Origin of the sequence: Paracoccus limosus (assembly GCF_009711185.1) — a bacterium.
Lineage (GTDB): Bacteria > Pseudomonadota > Alphaproteobacteria > Rhodobacterales > Rhodobacteraceae > Paracoccus > Paracoccus limosus.
Window position 1 is genome coordinate 85004 of record NZ_WMIF01000010.1, and the last position, 14187, is coordinate 99190.

Here is a 14187-nt window from a genome sequence, read left to right on the forward strand (position 1 = left end):
GGCCGGCGGGCGAAATTATCGAACTGCCGCAAGAGGTGCGCTTTCCCGACGACCGCCCGGTGCGGGGCAGCCCCCCTCGAATGCCGTCGCGGGACATCCTGCCGTGGCACTGGCATTTCGCCTGCGTCTTGCGTAACTCTGGAGACGTTCGCCCCTTGAGAACCACATGCGCGCTCCGCTTCTTTCGCCTTTCCGCAAGACCCGCCCCCGATCCGAGCCGCGCATCCTGTTCGCAGGGGCTTCGGACAACCTGCGCGGCACTCTTCTGATGGTGCTCAGCATGGCGGCCTTTACCTGCAACGACGCGGTGATGAAGGCGGTGACGCGCAGCATGCCGCTTTATGAATCGGTGGCGCTGCGCGGCATGCTGATCCTTGGGCTGATGCTGGCCATCGCGCAGGTCCAGCAGGGCGGCGTGCGGTTGGCGGTGCCGCGCGGTGACCGCCGGGCCCTGGTGCTGCGCAGTCTGGCCGATATCGTCTCGACGCTGCTTTACCTCTTTGCGCTGCGGCAGATGGCGCTGGCCGATCTGTCGGCGATCATGCAGGCGCTGCCTTTGGGCGTGACGCTGGCCGCGGCGCTGCTCTTTCGCGAACGATTGGGCTGGCGGCGGCTTCTGGCCATCGGCATCGGCTTTGTCGGCGTGCTGCTGATCCTGCGGCCGGGCACCGGCGCCTTTGACCGCTGGTCGCTGATCGCGCTGATCTCGATGGTGCTGATCGTGGTGCGCGACATGGCGACGCGCTGTTTTTCGCCGGCGCTGGGGTCATCGACCATCGCCTTTTACGCGGCGCTGACGGTGATGCTGTCGGGCTTTGCCTTGGCCGGAGAAGAGGTCTGGCGCTGGCCCGATTCCCGCGAGTGGAGCCTGCTGCTGCTGTCGGCGCTGTTCCTGACCGTCGGCTATATCTCGGCCGTGGCGACCATGCGGGTGGGCGAGATCTCGTTCGTGGCGCCGTTCCGCTATACGTCGCTGCTTTGGGCCATCGTGCTGGGACTGGTGCTTTTCGGCGAGTGGCCCGACGCCTGGACCTGGGCCGGCTCGGCGCTGGTGGTGGGGGCGGGGATCTATACCATCCTGCGCGAGCGGCAATTGGGAAAGGTGACGTGATGCGCGTGCAAATGCTGGGGCTGTGCCGGTTCTCCTATCTGGGGGGGCGCGGCTTTCAGATCCTGCACGAGACCGTCGAGGCGCGCCGCGCCTTTCTTTACGATCCCGAACGGCTGGCCCGGCGCTGGTTCTGGTTCGAGAACGTCACCCTGCCGGGGCTGATGGCGCAGACCGATCCCGATTTCACGCTGATCCTGATGACCGGCCCCGATTTGCCCGAACCCTGGATGTCGCGCCTGCGCGATCTGGTCGCCTCGATGCCGCAGGCCCGGCTGGCGCTGATCCCGCCGATGGACAAGCATCTGGACGCCTGCATGGCTGCCACCGCACCGCATATCGACCCCAAGGCCGATGTGGTCGGACATTTCCGTCAGGACGACGACGATGCCGTGGCCATCGACTACATCCGCGATGCAAGACGCGACTTCGCCGCCATGCAACCGCTGTGGGAACGCCGCCGCCGTCTGTCCTGCGACTATGCGCGCGGGCTGGTGCTGAAGGCGACGCAGGACGGGGTTTCGGTCGAGCAGCGGATCATCTACAATGCCGTCGCCGGGCTTACGGTCTATCTGCCTCCCGATGCCGGGCGCAGCGTGATGCATTTCCCGCATTGGAAGATCGGCCTGTCGATGCCCGGCGTGACGCTGCCCGGCAAAACCATGTTCGTGCGCTTCCTGAACCATGACAACGACTCGGGTGCCATCGGCGCGGGCTATGCCGTTCCGGCCGAGAACGACAACTGGGCCGGAATACTGGCCGAGCGCTTCCGCATCGACCTTGCGCGCATCGATCAGGCCGCGCGCGCGTTCAGCCTGCCGGGCGCCGACCGGCCGCGCTGGGGCCTGTGAGGGCGGGGCCGGCTGTTGACTCATCCGGGCTTTCCTCCTATACGCCGCACACCCGACAGGTGACTGCGCGGGTGCCCAGAACCCTTACCGGTCACGATCCGGGCCGTAATTGCCCCGGTCCTCTGGAGAATAACCCGTCCCGCCCCCAGTCCGGGGACAGGATGGGTCGTGGCGTTTCACGATTCGCGTGATTCGCTGTCGAGAAGTGGTGCAACCAACCGGTTGCGAGTATTGACGAAAGCAAGACGGGGAACCGAATGCCGACGATCCAACAGCTGATCCGCAAGCCGCGGCAGCCGAAAGTGCAGCGCTCGAAGTCGCAGCACCTGCAAGGGTGCCCGCAGAAACGTGGCGTGTGCACGCGCGTCTATACCACGACGCCGAAGAAACCGAACTCCGCTATGCGTAAGGTTGCCAAGGTGCGCCTGACGAATGGCTTCGAGGTCATCTCCTACATCCCGGGCGAAAAGCACAACCTGCAGGAACACAGCGTCGTGCTGATCCGTGGCGGCCGGGTAAAAGACCTTCCGGGTGTCCGTTACCACATCCTGCGCGGTGTGCTGGATACCCAGGGCGTCAAAGACCGTCGTCAACGCCGTTCGAAATACGGCGCGAAGCGTCCGAAGTAAGGAGATCCCAGAATGTCTCGTCGTCACGCCGCTGAGAAGCGCGAAGTTCTGCCCGACGCCAAGTATGGCGATCGCGTGCTGACCAAATTCATGAACAACCTGATGATCGACGGCAAGAAATCTGTCGCCGAACGCATCGTCTACAGCGCCCTTGACCGCGTTCAGGGCAAGCTGAAGCGCGAGCCCATCGAGGTGTTCCACGAAGCCCTCGACAACGTGAAGCCTTCGGTCGAAGTGCGTTCGCGCCGCGTCGGTGGTGCCACCTATCAGGTTCCGGTCGAGGTTCGCCCGACCCGCCGCGAGGCTCTGGCCATCCGCTGGCTGATCACCGCTGCGAAAAACCGCAACGAACACACCATGGAAGAGCGCCTGGCCGGCGAGCTGGCCGATGCGGTCAACGGCCGCGGCACCGCCGTGAAGAAGCGCGAAGATACGCATAAAATGGCCGACGCCAACAAGGCGTTCAGCCACTACCGCTGGTAAGGGAAAGCTACCATGGCACGCGAATACCCGCTTGAGCGGTACCGGAACTTCGGGATCATGGCCCACATCGATGCGGGCAAGACCACGACGACCGAACGTATCCTGTTCTACACCGGCAAGTCGCACAAGATCGGCGAAGTCCATGACGGCGCTGCGACGATGGACTGGATGGAACAAGAGGCCGAGCGCGGCATCACCATCACTTCGGCGGCGACCACCACCTTCTGGCAGCGCCACGAAGACACCGACTATGTCGAAGACCAGTCGCAGCGGAACCGCTTCAACATCATCGACACCCCCGGCCACGTCGACTTCACCATCGAAGTCGAACGTTCGCTGGCGGTTCTGGACGGTGCGATCTGTCTGCTGGACGCCAATGCCGGCGTCGAGCCGCAGACCGAAACCGTGTGGCGTCAGGCTGACCGCTACAAGGTTCCGCGGATCGTCTTCGTCAACAAGATGGACAAGATCGGCGCGGACTATTTCAACTGCGTCCGCATGATCAAGGACCGCACCGGCGGCACCCCCTGCCCGATCGCCCTGCCGATCGGCGCCGAGGACAAGCTGGAAGGCATCATCGACCTCGTGAAGATGGAAGAATGGGTCTGGAAGGGCGAAGACCTCGGCGCAAGCTGGGTCCGTCAGCCGATCCGTGAAGAGCTTCAGGATCTGGCCGAAGAATGGCGCGGCAAGATGATCGAGCTCGCCGTCGAGCAAGACGACGATGCCATGGAAGCCTATCTCGAGGGCAACGAGCCCGATGAGGCGACCCTGCGCCAGCTGATCCGCAAAGGCACGCTGTCGCTGTCCTTCTTCCCGGTCATGGCCGGCTCGTCCTTCAAGAACAAGGGCGTGCAGCCGCTGCTGAACGCCGTCGTCGACTATCTGCCGGCGCCGACCGACGTTCCCGCCTACCTGGGCTTTGCCCCGGGCGACGAGAGCGAAACCCGCAATATCGAGCGTTCCGCCTCGGACGAGCAGCCCTTCTCGGGTCTGGCGTTCAAGATCATGAACGACCCCTTCGTCGGCTCGCTGACCTTCACGCGCATCTATTCGGGTTCGCTGAAAAAAGGCGACCAGATGATGAACTCGACCAAGGGCAAGCGCGAGCGTGTTGGCCGCATGATGATCATGCACGCCATCAACCGCGAAGAGATCGAGGAAGCATTCGCCGGCGACATCATCGCGCTGGCCGGTCTGAAAGACACCACCACGGGGGACACGCTGTGCGACCCGAACAAGCCGGTGGTTCTGGAAACCATGACCTTCCCCGAGCCGGTGATCGAGATCGCCGTCGAGCCGAAGTCGAAAGCTGACCAGGAGAAGATGGGCCTTGCCCTGGCGCGCCTGTCGGCCGAAGACCCGTCCTTCCGCGTCGAAACCGATCTGGAATCGGGTCAGACGATCATGAAGGGCATGGGCGAACTTCACCTCGACATCCTGGTCGACCGCATGAAGCGCGAGTTCAAGGTCGAGGCGAACATCGGTGCGCCGCAGGTGGCTTACCGCGAGACCATCTCGACCCAGGCCGAGATCGACTACACGCACAAGAAACAGACCGGTGGTACCGGCCAGTTCGCGCGCGTCAAGCTGGTCATCACCCCGACCGAGCCGGGCGAAGGTTATTCGTTCGAATCGAAGATCGTGGGCGGTGCGGTGCCGAAGGAATACATTCCCGGCGTCGAAAAAGGCATCAAGTCCGTCATGGACTCGGGCCCGCTGGCCGGCTTCCCGGTCATCGACTTCAAGGTGGCGCTGATCGACGGTGCCTTCCACGACGTCGACTCGTCGGTGCTGGCCTTTGAAATCGCGGCCCGTGCCGCGATGCGCGATGGTCTGAAGAAAGCCGGCGCGAAGCTGCTGGAACCGATCATGAAGGTCGAAGTCGTGACGCCGGAAGAATACACCGGTTCGATCATCGGCGACCTCACCAGCCGTCGCGGCATGGTGCGTGGTCAGGACTCGCGCGGCAATGCGAACGTCATCGACGCTTTCGTGCCGCTGGCGAACATGTTCGGCTACATCAACAACCTGCGCTCGATGTCCTCGGGCCGTGCGGTGTTCACCATGCTGTTCGACCATTACGAGGCCGTGCCGCAGAACATCTCGGACGAGATCCAGAAGAAATACGCCTGATCGGGTTGGCGGGGTCTCGGCCCCGCCGCTCCATAGTAGACACCAAGAATCCAAGGAGCCCTGCTTATGGCAAAGGCAAAGTTTGAACGTAACAAGCCGCACGTCAACATCGGGACCATTGGTCACGTTGACCACGGCAAGACGACGCTGACGGCAGCGATCACCAAGTATTTTGGTGAATTCCGCGCCTATGACCAGATCGACGGCGCTCCGGAAGAGCGTGCGCGCGGGATCACGATCTCGACCGCTCACGTGGAATACGAATCGGACGCGCGCCACTATGCGCACGTCGACTGCCCCGGCCACGCCGACTATGTGAAGAACATGATTACCGGTGCGGCGCAGATGGACGGCGCGATCCTGGTGGTGAACGCCGCCGACGGTCCGATGCCGCAAACCCGCGAGCACATCCTGCTGGGCCGTCAGGTCGGCATCCCCTACATGGTCGTCTACCTGAACAAGGTCGACCAGGTCGATGACGCCGAACTGCTGGAACTGGTCGAGATGGAAGTGCGCGAGCTGCTGAGCTCGTACGACTACCCCGGCGATGACATTCCGATCATCAAGGGCTCGGCTCTGGCCGCGATGGAAGGCCGCGACAAGGAAATCGGCGAGGACTCGATCCGCGCGCTGATCGCCGCTGTCGACGAATACATCCCGACCCCCGAGCGTGCGATCGACCAGCCGTTCCTGATGCCGATCGAAGACGTGTTCTCGATCTCGGGCCGCGGCACCGTTGTGACCGGCCGCGTCGAGCGTGGCGCCGTGAACGTCGGCGACGAACTGGAAATCGTCGGCATCCGCGACACCCGCAAGACCACCTGCACCGGCGTCGAGATGTTCCGCAAGCTGCTGGACCGTGGGGAAGCTGGCGACAACATCGGCGCGCTGCTGCGCGGCGTTGACCGTGACGGCGTCGAGCGCGGCCAGGTGCTGTGCAAGCCCGGCTCGGTGAAACCGCACACCGAGTTCGAAGCCGAAGCCTATATCCTGACCAAGGAAGAAGGCGGCCGTCACACGCCGTTCTTTGCGAACTACCGTCCGCAATTCTACTTCCGCACCACCGACGTGACCGGCACCGTGAAGCTGCCGGAAGGCACCGAGATGGTGATGCCGGGCGACAACCTGAAGTTCACGGTCGAGCTGATCGCTCCGATCGCGATGGAAGAGAAACTGCGCTTCGCCATCCGCGAAGGCGGCCGCACCGTCGGCGCCGGCGTGGTGTCGAAGATCCTGAAGTGATCTGACGGGCGGGGCGGGGGCTTGCCTCTGCCCGGTCGAGACTTCGCCGGGTGATCCCGCCAGGGATATCGCGGCGAGACGGGCCCGCTCTGGAAACAGGGCGGGCCTTTTGGTTTGCAATTTTAATAAGAAGCGAAGGTGACGATGTTCCATACACTGCTCTATCGTCTAGAAAGGAACCAAAAGCGTGCTTTGGCCGTGCTAGGATGCGTGTTTTTGATCCTTTCGATCATCTGGTTCGTCCTCGAACTGTACGATCAGAGTTTTCCTATGGAGCCAATCGTTGTGTTTGTTGGTGGGATCGCGACACTTCTGGCATCTTATTGGCCGTGGGCGCCACACTATACGGACCGCCGTCTGAAAGGCCGGGCTTCGATAGACTATATGTCCAACAACCAAGAGTTCATCATTGGGAGAGAGGAGCTCAGTTTTACGCTAAAGTTCTCGAAGGCCAGCGATGAAAGAATACACATCTACAGAGATCCCTCGGACATCGAGGCGGTCGCCTTAGTCCACGGAGCCGGACTGCCAAGTGAGGTCCGCGATGCCAAGGCTCTGGACTATAGTAATCGGGTCATCTCTCCTGCCGAAGGCGATGTGGTGGTACTACGGAACATACACGGTCATTATGCCGCGATGGTGGTCTGCGATGTTAGGGACTCTACTCGAAATGATGACAGAGATGAGGTGACTATTTCTTGGGTGATCAACCCCGAGCACGGCACGGACTTCTCCTAGAACGACTGCTTGACAGCAGTGATGTGACCCTCTATTCCCCGCCCATCGCTGCCCGTTCTCCCAGAATCGGCGGCCATCAGGCAGGGCCGCCAGCCATGGCGGCCTGCTGTTGTTTTATACGGTTCGACGCTGGCGGGGCATGGTGCGCTGTCAGCCTCTCAACTGGAACTCCCCGCAAGAGGGAAGTCTATGCAAAGCCAGAATATCCGCATCCGGCTCAAGGCGTTCGACTATCGCGTCCTGGATGCCAGCACGCAGGAAATCGTGAACACCGCCAAGCGCACCGGCGCTACCGTTCGTGGTCCGATCCCGCTGCCGAACAAGATCGAGAAATTCACCGTTCTGCGCGGCCCGCACATCGACAAGAAATCGCGCGACCAGTGGGAAATCCGGACCCACAAGCGTCTGCTCGACATCGTCGACCCGACCCCGCAAACCGTTGACGCCCTGATGAAGCTCGACCTCGCCGCCGGCGTGGATGTCGAGATCAAGGTTTAAGGAGGCCCCCATGCTGCGGACTGGTGTTATCGCCAAGAAGCTGGGCATGACCCGGCTGTTCCTGGAAGACGGGCGTCAAGTTCCCGTCACCGTTCTTCATCTGGACAATGTCCAGGTCGTCGCTCAGCGCACGACCGATAAGGACGGCTATGTGGCTCTGCAACTCGGCGCGGGCGAGGCGAAAGCCAAACGCACGACCGCCGCGCTGCGTGGCCATTTCGCGAAAGCGAATGTCGCGCCCAAGCGCAAGATCGCGGAATTCCGCGTTGCAGAAGAAAACCTCGTGAACGTGGGCGAAGAGATCATCGCCGACCACTATTTCGCGGGTCAGTTCGTCGACATCGCCGGCACCTCGATCGGTAAAGGCTTTGCCGGTGCGATGAAGCGTCACAACTTTGGTGGTCTGCGCGCCTCGCACGGCGTGTCGATCAGCCACCGCTCGCACGGTTCGACCGGCCAGTGTCAGGACCCCGGCAAGGTGTTCAAGGGCAAGAAGATGGCGGGTCATCTGGGTGCCGTTCGCGTCACCACGCAGAACCTGCAGATCGTGCGCACCGACGCCGACCGTGGCCTGATCATGGTCAAGGGCTCGGTTCCGGGTTCGAAAGGTGGCTGGGTCACCATCAAGGACGCCGTGAAGAAGCCGCTGGCTGAAACCACGATCTTCCCTGCTGCGACCCGCTCGAAAGCCAAGGAAGCCGCGCGTCTGGCCGAAGAAGCCGCCGCTGCCGCCGCCGCCGAGGAAGAAGCCGCCCGCAAGGCCGCTGCTGAAGCCGAAGCCGCCGCGCAAGAGGCTGCTCTGGCCGAAGCCGAGGCTTCGATCGCCGCGGACAACTCCGCTGACGATGCCGCGCCGGAAGGAGAGAGCAAATGAAACTTGATGTGATCACGCTCGAAGCCGGCAAAGCCGGTGATATCGACCTGAACGATGACATCTTCGGTCTGGAGCCCCGCGCCGACCTGCTGCACCGTGTGGTGCGCTGGCAGCGTGCGAAGGCCCAAGCCGGGACTCACTCGGTTCTCGGCAAGTCGGACGTCAGCTACTCGACCAAGAAGATCTATCGCCAGAAAGGCACCGGCGGCGCCCGCCACGGTTCCAAGAAGGCCCCGATCTTCCGTCACGGTGGCGTCTACAAAGGCCCGACCCCGCGCTCGCATGCCTTCGATCTGCCGAAGAAAGTCCGCGCGCTTGGCCTGAAACACGCGCTGTCGGCGAAAGTCGCTGCGGGTGAGCTGGTCATCGTCGACAGCCTGAACCTTGCCGATGCCAAGACCTCGGCCGTTGCCAAAGCGGTCAAGGAAAACGGCTGGAAGCGCGTTCTGGTGATCGACGGTGCCGAAGTGAACGAGAACTTCGCCCGTGCCGCCCGCAACCTCGAAGGCGTCGATGTGCTGCCGTCGATGGGTGCAAACGTCTATGACATCCTGCGTCGCGACACGCTCGTGCTGACGCGCGCCGGTGTCGAAGCTCTGGAGGCTCGCCTGAAATGAGCGTGAAACCCGAACATTACGATGTGCTGGTCAAGCCGCTGATCACCGAGAAAGCGACGCTGGTGTCTGACGCCAACGCCTATGTTTTCCAGGTGGCCAAGGACTCGAACAAGCCGGCGATCAAACAAGCTGTCGAAGCCCTGTTCAACGTCAAGGTGAAGGCCGTGAACACGACCATCACCAAAGGCAAGACCAAGCGCTTCAAAGGCCGTCCGGGCGTGCGCTCGGACGTCAAGAAGGCCTATGTGACGCTGGAAGCTGGCAACAGCATCGACGTCTCGACCGGCCTCTGATAGAAGCCAGCGAATCGACGGCCCCGGCAGCGGGGCCGTCAATTTTTGACTGAAACGGACCACCTACGGTCCAAAGCAACGGAAGACAGAAAGCATGGCACTCAAGTCGTATAAACCGACGACGCCTGGCCAGCGTGGGCTGGTTCTGATCGACCGTTCGGAGCTTTGGAAAGGGCGCCCGGTCAAATCCCTCACTGAGGGTCTGACCAAGAATGGCGGCCGGAACAACACCGGACGGATCACGATGCGCCGCAAGGGCGGCGGGGCGAAGCGTCTCTATCGCATCGTCGATTTCAAACGCACCAAGTTCGATGTTTCGGCCGTGGTCGAGCGGATCGAATACGATCCCAACCGCACCGCTTTCATCGCGCTGATCAAATACGAAGATGGCGAGCAGGCCTATATCATCGCGCCGCAGCGTCTGGCTGTTGGCGACAAGGTGATCGCCGGCGCCAAGGTCGACGTGAAACCCGGTAACGCCATGCCCTTCAGCGGCATGCCGATCGGCACGATCGTCCACAACGTCGAGCTGAAGCCCGGCAAGGGCGGCCAGCTGGCCCGTTCGGCCGGCACCTACGCCCAGTTCGTCGGTCGCGATGGCGGCTACGCCCAGATCCGCCTGTCCTCGGGCGAGCTGCGTCTGGTCCGTCAGGAATGCATGGCCACCATCGGTGCCGTGTCGAACGCCGACCACTCGAACCAGAACCTCGGCAAGGCAGGCCGCAACCGTCACTTCGGCATCCGCCCGAGTGTCCGCGGTGTGGCCATGAACCCGATCGACCACCCGCACGGCGGTGGTGAAGGTCGGACTTCGGGCGGTCGTCACCCGGTTACCCCGTGGGGCAAAGGCACCAAGGGCAACAAGACCCGCACGAACAAGGCGACCGACAAATACATTCTGCGGTCGCGTAACGCGAAGAAGGGGCGCTAATCCATGGCACGTTCTATCTGGAAGGGCCCCTTTGTCGACGCATACGTGCTTCGCAAGGCGGAAAAAGCCCGCGATGCCGGCAAGTCGGATGTCATCAAGATCTGGTCGCGTCGTTCGACCATTCTGCCGCAGTTTGTCGGCCTGACCTTCGGTGTCTACAACGGCCACAAGCACATCCCGGTCGCTGTGACCGAAGAGATGATCGGCCAGAAGTTTGGTGAATATTCGCCGACGCGGACCTACTATGGTCACGCCGCCGACAAGAAAGCGAAAAGGAAGTAATCCCCATGGGTAAGGAACAAAATCCGCGCCGCGTGGCGGAGAACGAGGCGTTTGCGAAAACCAAGATGCTTCGCACCTCGCCGCAGAAGCTGAACCTGGTTGCGGCGCTGATCCGTGGCAAGAAGGTGGACAAGGCTCTGGCCGACCTGACCTTCTCGCACAAGCGCGTTGCCGGCGACGTGAAGAAATGCCTTCAGTCGGCCATCGCCAATGCCGAGAACAACCACAACCTGGACGTCGACAATCTGATCGTCGCCGAGGCTTGGGTCGGCAAGAACCTGGTTATGAAACGTGGTCGCCCGCGCGCCCGTGGCCGTTACGGCAAGATCATGAAGCCGTTTTCGGAAATCACCATCAAGGTTCGTCAGGTCGAGGCCATTGAAGCCGGGGAGCGCGCGTAATGGGTCAGAAAGTCAACCCCATCGGGATGCGTCTTCAGGTCAACCGCACCTGGGACAGCCGCTGGTATGCGGACGACAAGGACTACGGCAATCTGCTGCTGGAAGACCTGAAGATCCGCGACTTCATCCATGATGAAGCCAAACAAGCCGGCGTCAGCCGCGTCATCATCGAACGTCCGCACAAGAAGTGCCGCGTCACGATCTATGCCGCGCGTCCGGGTGTGATCATCGGCAAAAAAGGCGCCGATATCGAAACCCTGCGCAAGAAGCTGGCGAACTTCACCGCTTCGGAACTGCACCTCAACATCGTCGAGGTCCGCAAGCCCGAACTGGACGCCCAACTGGTGGCCGAGTCGATCGCCCAGCAGCTGGAACGTCGGGTGTCGTTCCGTCGCGCGATGAAACGTGCCGTGCAGAACGCCATGCGCATGGGCGCCTTGGGGATCCGGGTGAACGTGTCGGGTCGTCTGGGTGGCGCCGAGATTGCGCGCACCGAATGGTATCGCGAGGGCCGTGTGCCGCTGCACACCCTGCGCGCCGACATCGATTATGCGCTGTCGGAAGCCTCGACCCCCTATGGGATCATCGGTGTGAAGGTCTGGATCTTCAAAGGCGAGATCATGGAACACGACCCGCAGGCCCGTGACCGTCGCGCCACCGAGGCGCAGGACGGCCCGGCTCCGCGTGGTCCGCGTCGTGATCGCGACCGCGACGCGCGCTAAGGAGAAGTTGTCATGCTGCAACCGAAACGGACCAAGTTCCGCAAACAGTTCAAGGGTCGGATCCATGGCGAAGCCAAGGGCGGTTTCGCCCTGAACTTCGGCTCGTTCGCGCTGAAGGCCACCGAGCCCGAGCGTGTGACCGCCCGTCAGATCGAAGCGGCCCGCCGCGCGATCACCCGTCACATGAAACGTCAGGGCCGGGTCTGGATCCGGATTTTCCCGGATGTTCCGGTTTCGTCGAAACCGACCGAAGTGCGGATGGGTAAAGGTAAGGGCTCGGTCGATTACTGGGCGGCCCGCGTGCACCCCGGCCGCATCATGTTCGAGATCGACGGCGTGTCCGACGAGATCGCGCGTGAGGCTCTGCGCCTGGGCGCCAACAAGCTGCCGGTGCTGACCCGCATCGTCGCCCGCGAAGACTGGTAATCCAGCCTCGCCGGTTCAAGACCAGCGCCCCGTCGGGAAACCGGCGGGGCGTTTTCATGGCAATTCCGTGAAAAGGGTTGCCAAAGCCCGGGCAGGCCTGTATGGGCAAGCCTTCACATGAAACTCCACCGGAATCAGGGTGGCCTTGCATGCAAGGGCCCTCCGGTGATGTTGAAAGGAACAGGCGCATGAAAGCGCAAGAACTGAAAGAAAAGTCGCCGGAACAGCTGCGCGAGCAGCTTCTGTCGCTGAAAAAGGAAGCGTTCAACCTGCGCTTCCAGCAGGCCACCGGCCAGCTCGAATCGACCGCTCGTATGCGCGCCGTCAAACGTGACGTTGCTCGCGTGAAAACGATTCTGAACCAGAAAGCGGCCGCGGCCGCTGCGTCGAACTAAGGAGCCAAGCCCATGCCCAAACGCATCCTGCAAGGCAAGGTCGTCAGCGACAAGAACGAACAGACCGTCACCGTTCTGGTCGAGCGTCGCTTCAAACACCCGCTGCTGCACAAAACCGTGCGGTCGTCCAAGAAATACCGCGCCCATGACGCGGAAAACCAATTCAAGGTGGGTGACACCGTTCGCATCGTCGAATGTGCGCCGATCTCGAAGACCAAGCGCTGGACCGTTCTGCTTGACGCTGCTGAAGCCCAAGCCTGACACCAGTTTAATCGATACCCTGGGGCCGGGTGATGCCGGTCCCCAAAGGTCGGGAGTAACCCTATGATCCAGATGCAGACCAATCTGGATGTCGCTGACAACTCCGGCGCTCGCCGGGTGCAGTGCATCAAGGTCCTGGGTGGTTCGCACCGTCGCTATGCGTCGGTGGGCGACATTATCGTCGTCTCCGTCAAGGAAGCCATCCCGCGCGGCCGCGTGAAGAAAGGTGACGTCCGCAAGGCCGTCGTCGTGCGCACCGCCAAAGAAGTGAAGCGTGAAGACGGCACCTCGATCCGTTTCGACCGCAACGCCGCCGTCATCCTGAACAACCAGGGCGAACCGGTCGGCACCCGTATCTTCGGGCCGGTCGTTCGTGAGCTGCGCGCCAAGAACTTCATGAAGATCATCTCGCTCGCGCCGGAGGTGCTGTAATGGCTGCCAAGCTGAAAAAGGGCGACAAGGTCGTCGTGCTGGCCGGCAAGGACAAAGGCAAGCAGGGCGAGATCACTGCCGTGTTCCCGAAAGAGAACAAGGCCGTTGTTGACGGTGTCAACATCGCGATCCGTCACACCCGTCAGAGCCAGACCTCGCAGGGTGGCCGCGTGGCGAAAGCCATGCCGATCGACCTGTCGAACCTCGCGCTGCTGGACAAGAACGGCAAAGCGACCCGCGTCGGCTTCCGCGTGGAAGGTGACGACAAGGTCCGTTTCGCCAAGACCACGGGAGACGTGATCTGATGCTGGACCAAGTCAATTACACCCCGCGTCTGAAGTCGCTCTTCAAGGACAGCATCCGCGCTGCCCTGAAAGAAGAGTTCGGCTACAAGAACGACATGCAGATCCCGCGTCTGGACAAGATCGTCCTGAACATGGGCATCGGCGAGGCCGTCAAGGACACCAAGAAGGTCAAGCAAGGCGCTGAAGAGCTCTCGCTGATCGCCGGTCAGAAAGCCGTCGTCACCCATGCGAAAAAGTCGATCGCCGGCTTCCGCGTGCGTGAGGAAATGCCGCTGGGCGCGAAAGTGACCCTGCGTGGCGACCGGATGTATGAATTCCTGGATCGTCTGATCAACATCGCGCTGCCGCGCGTCCGCGACTTCCGCGGCGTGAAGGGCACCTCTTTCGACGGTCGTGGCAACTACGCCATGGGCCTGAAAGAGCACATCGTTTTCCCGGAGATCAACTTCGACAAGGTCGACGAAGTTCTGGGGATGGACATCATCATCTGCACCACCGCGCCGACCGACGCGGAAGCGAAGTCGCTGTTGAAGCATTTCAACATGCCGTTCAACAGCTGATCG

The 14187-nt window shown here is 62.0% G+C and carries 21 protein-coding genes; all 21 read left to right on the forward strand.

Annotated features, from left to right (window positions below; translation table 11 throughout):
* Positions 1 to 166: 166 nt before the first annotated feature.
* Positions 167 to 1111, forward strand: coding sequence for a DMT family transporter (locus GL279_RS09115; protein ID WP_155064320.1), 945 nt, complete (start codon positions 167 to 169; stop codon positions 1109 to 1111).
* Positions 1111 to 1959, forward strand: a complete 849-nt coding sequence (locus tag GL279_RS09120) for a putative rhamnosyl transferase (RefSeq protein WP_155064321.1) — start codon at positions 1111 to 1113, stop codon at positions 1957 to 1959. The genes GL279_RS09115 and GL279_RS09120 overlap by 1 nt, the downstream gene beginning before the upstream one ends.
* A 257-nt stretch (positions 1960 to 2216) precedes the next feature.
* A complete protein-coding gene (gene rpsL, locus GL279_RS09125) occupies positions 2217 to 2588 on the forward strand; it encodes a 30S ribosomal protein S12 (protein WP_022705687.1) in 372 nt (123 codons plus the stop codon).
* A gap of 12 nt (positions 2589 to 2600) precedes the next feature.
* On the forward strand, positions 2601 to 3071 hold the full coding sequence (gene rpsG / locus GL279_RS09130; protein WP_017999551.1) for a 30S ribosomal protein S7: 471 nt from the start codon (positions 2601 to 2603) through the stop codon (positions 3069 to 3071).
* Between the two features lie 12 nt (positions 3072 to 3083).
* Positions 3084 to 5207 carry an elongation factor G gene (gene fusA, locus GL279_RS09135; RefSeq protein WP_155064322.1) on the forward strand — a complete coding sequence of 708 codons (2124 nt, stop codon included), beginning with the start codon at positions 3084 to 3086 and terminating at the stop codon, positions 5205 to 5207.
* A gap of 66 nt (positions 5208 to 5273) precedes the next feature.
* On the forward strand, positions 5274 to 6449 hold the full coding sequence (gene tuf, locus GL279_RS09140; protein ID WP_155064323.1) for an elongation factor Tu: 1176 nt from the start codon (positions 5274 to 5276) through the stop codon (positions 6447 to 6449).
* A 144-nt stretch (positions 6450 to 6593) separates the two neighbouring features.
* Positions 6594 to 7187, forward strand: coding sequence for a hypothetical protein (locus GL279_RS09145; RefSeq protein ID WP_155064324.1), 594 nt, complete (start codon positions 6594 to 6596; stop codon positions 7185 to 7187).
* Between the two features lie 189 nt (positions 7188 to 7376).
* Entirely contained in the window at positions 7377 to 7685 is a 309-nt protein-coding gene (gene rpsJ / locus GL279_RS09150; RefSeq protein WP_042247848.1) for a 30S ribosomal protein S10, read from the forward strand.
* Between the two features lie 10 nt (positions 7686 to 7695).
* Positions 7696 to 8559 (forward strand): 50S ribosomal protein L3, encoded by an 864-nt coding sequence (gene rplC / locus GL279_RS09155; RefSeq protein ID WP_155064325.1) that lies wholly within the window; start codon positions 7696 to 7698, stop codon positions 8557 to 8559.
* The gene (gene rplD / locus GL279_RS09160) at positions 8556 to 9176 is read left to right on the forward strand and encodes a 50S ribosomal protein L4 (protein ID WP_155064326.1); all 621 of its coding nucleotides are present in this window, start codon (positions 8556 to 8558) and stop codon (positions 9174 to 9176) included. The genes rplC and rplD overlap by 4 nt, the downstream gene beginning before the upstream one ends.
* A complete protein-coding gene (locus GL279_RS09165; protein WP_155064327.1) occupies positions 9173 to 9469 on the forward strand; it encodes a 50S ribosomal protein L23 in 297 nt (98 codons plus the stop codon). The genes rplD and GL279_RS09165 overlap by 4 nt, the downstream gene beginning before the upstream one ends.
* 94 nt (positions 9470 to 9563) lie before the next feature.
* On the forward strand, positions 9564 to 10400 hold the full coding sequence (gene rplB, locus GL279_RS09170; RefSeq protein ID WP_155064328.1) for a 50S ribosomal protein L2: 837 nt from the start codon (positions 9564 to 9566) through the stop codon (positions 10398 to 10400).
* A gap of 3 nt (positions 10401 to 10403) precedes the next feature.
* Complete coding sequence (gene rpsS, locus GL279_RS09175; protein ID WP_019351882.1) at positions 10404 to 10682, forward strand: 30S ribosomal protein S19; 279 nt, start codon at positions 10404 to 10406, stop codon at positions 10680 to 10682.
* A 5-nt stretch (positions 10683 to 10687) separates the two neighbouring features.
* The gene (gene rplV / locus GL279_RS09180; protein ID WP_155064329.1) at positions 10688 to 11083 is read left to right on the forward strand and encodes a 50S ribosomal protein L22; all 396 of its coding nucleotides are present in this window, start codon (positions 10688 to 10690) and stop codon (positions 11081 to 11083) included.
* Complete coding sequence (gene rpsC, locus GL279_RS09185; RefSeq protein WP_155064330.1) at positions 11083 to 11805, forward strand: 30S ribosomal protein S3; 723 nt, start codon at positions 11083 to 11085, stop codon at positions 11803 to 11805. Before rplV ends, rpsC begins: the two co-directional genes overlap by 1 nt.
* A gap of 12 nt (positions 11806 to 11817) precedes the next feature.
* Complete coding sequence (rplP, locus tag GL279_RS09190; protein WP_155064331.1) at positions 11818 to 12231, forward strand: 50S ribosomal protein L16; 414 nt, start codon at positions 11818 to 11820, stop codon at positions 12229 to 12231.
* A 188-nt stretch (positions 12232 to 12419) separates the two neighbouring features.
* Positions 12420 to 12626 carry a 50S ribosomal protein L29 gene (rpmC, locus tag GL279_RS09195; protein WP_155064332.1) on the forward strand — a complete coding sequence of 69 codons (207 nt, stop codon included), beginning with the start codon at positions 12420 to 12422 and terminating at the stop codon, positions 12624 to 12626.
* Between the two features lie 12 nt (positions 12627 to 12638).
* Positions 12639 to 12887, forward strand: a complete 249-nt coding sequence (rpsQ, locus tag GL279_RS09200; RefSeq protein WP_155064333.1) for a 30S ribosomal protein S17 — start codon at positions 12639 to 12641, stop codon at positions 12885 to 12887.
* A gap of 63 nt (positions 12888 to 12950) precedes the next feature.
* Positions 12951 to 13319: a 50S ribosomal protein L14 gene (gene rplN, locus GL279_RS09205; protein ID WP_010400243.1), complete on the forward strand. Its 369-nt coding sequence runs from the start codon at positions 12951 to 12953 to the stop codon at positions 13317 to 13319.
* Positions 13319 to 13624 (forward strand): 50S ribosomal protein L24, encoded by a 306-nt coding sequence (gene rplX / locus GL279_RS09210; RefSeq protein ID WP_155064334.1) that lies wholly within the window; start codon positions 13319 to 13321, stop codon positions 13622 to 13624. The genes rplN and rplX overlap by 1 nt, the downstream gene beginning before the upstream one ends.
* Positions 13624 to 14184, forward strand: coding sequence for a 50S ribosomal protein L5 (rplE, locus tag GL279_RS09215; protein ID WP_155064335.1), 561 nt, complete (start codon positions 13624 to 13626; stop codon positions 14182 to 14184). Before rplX ends, rplE begins: the two co-directional genes overlap by 1 nt.
* Positions 14185 to 14187 lie beyond the last annotated feature (3 nt).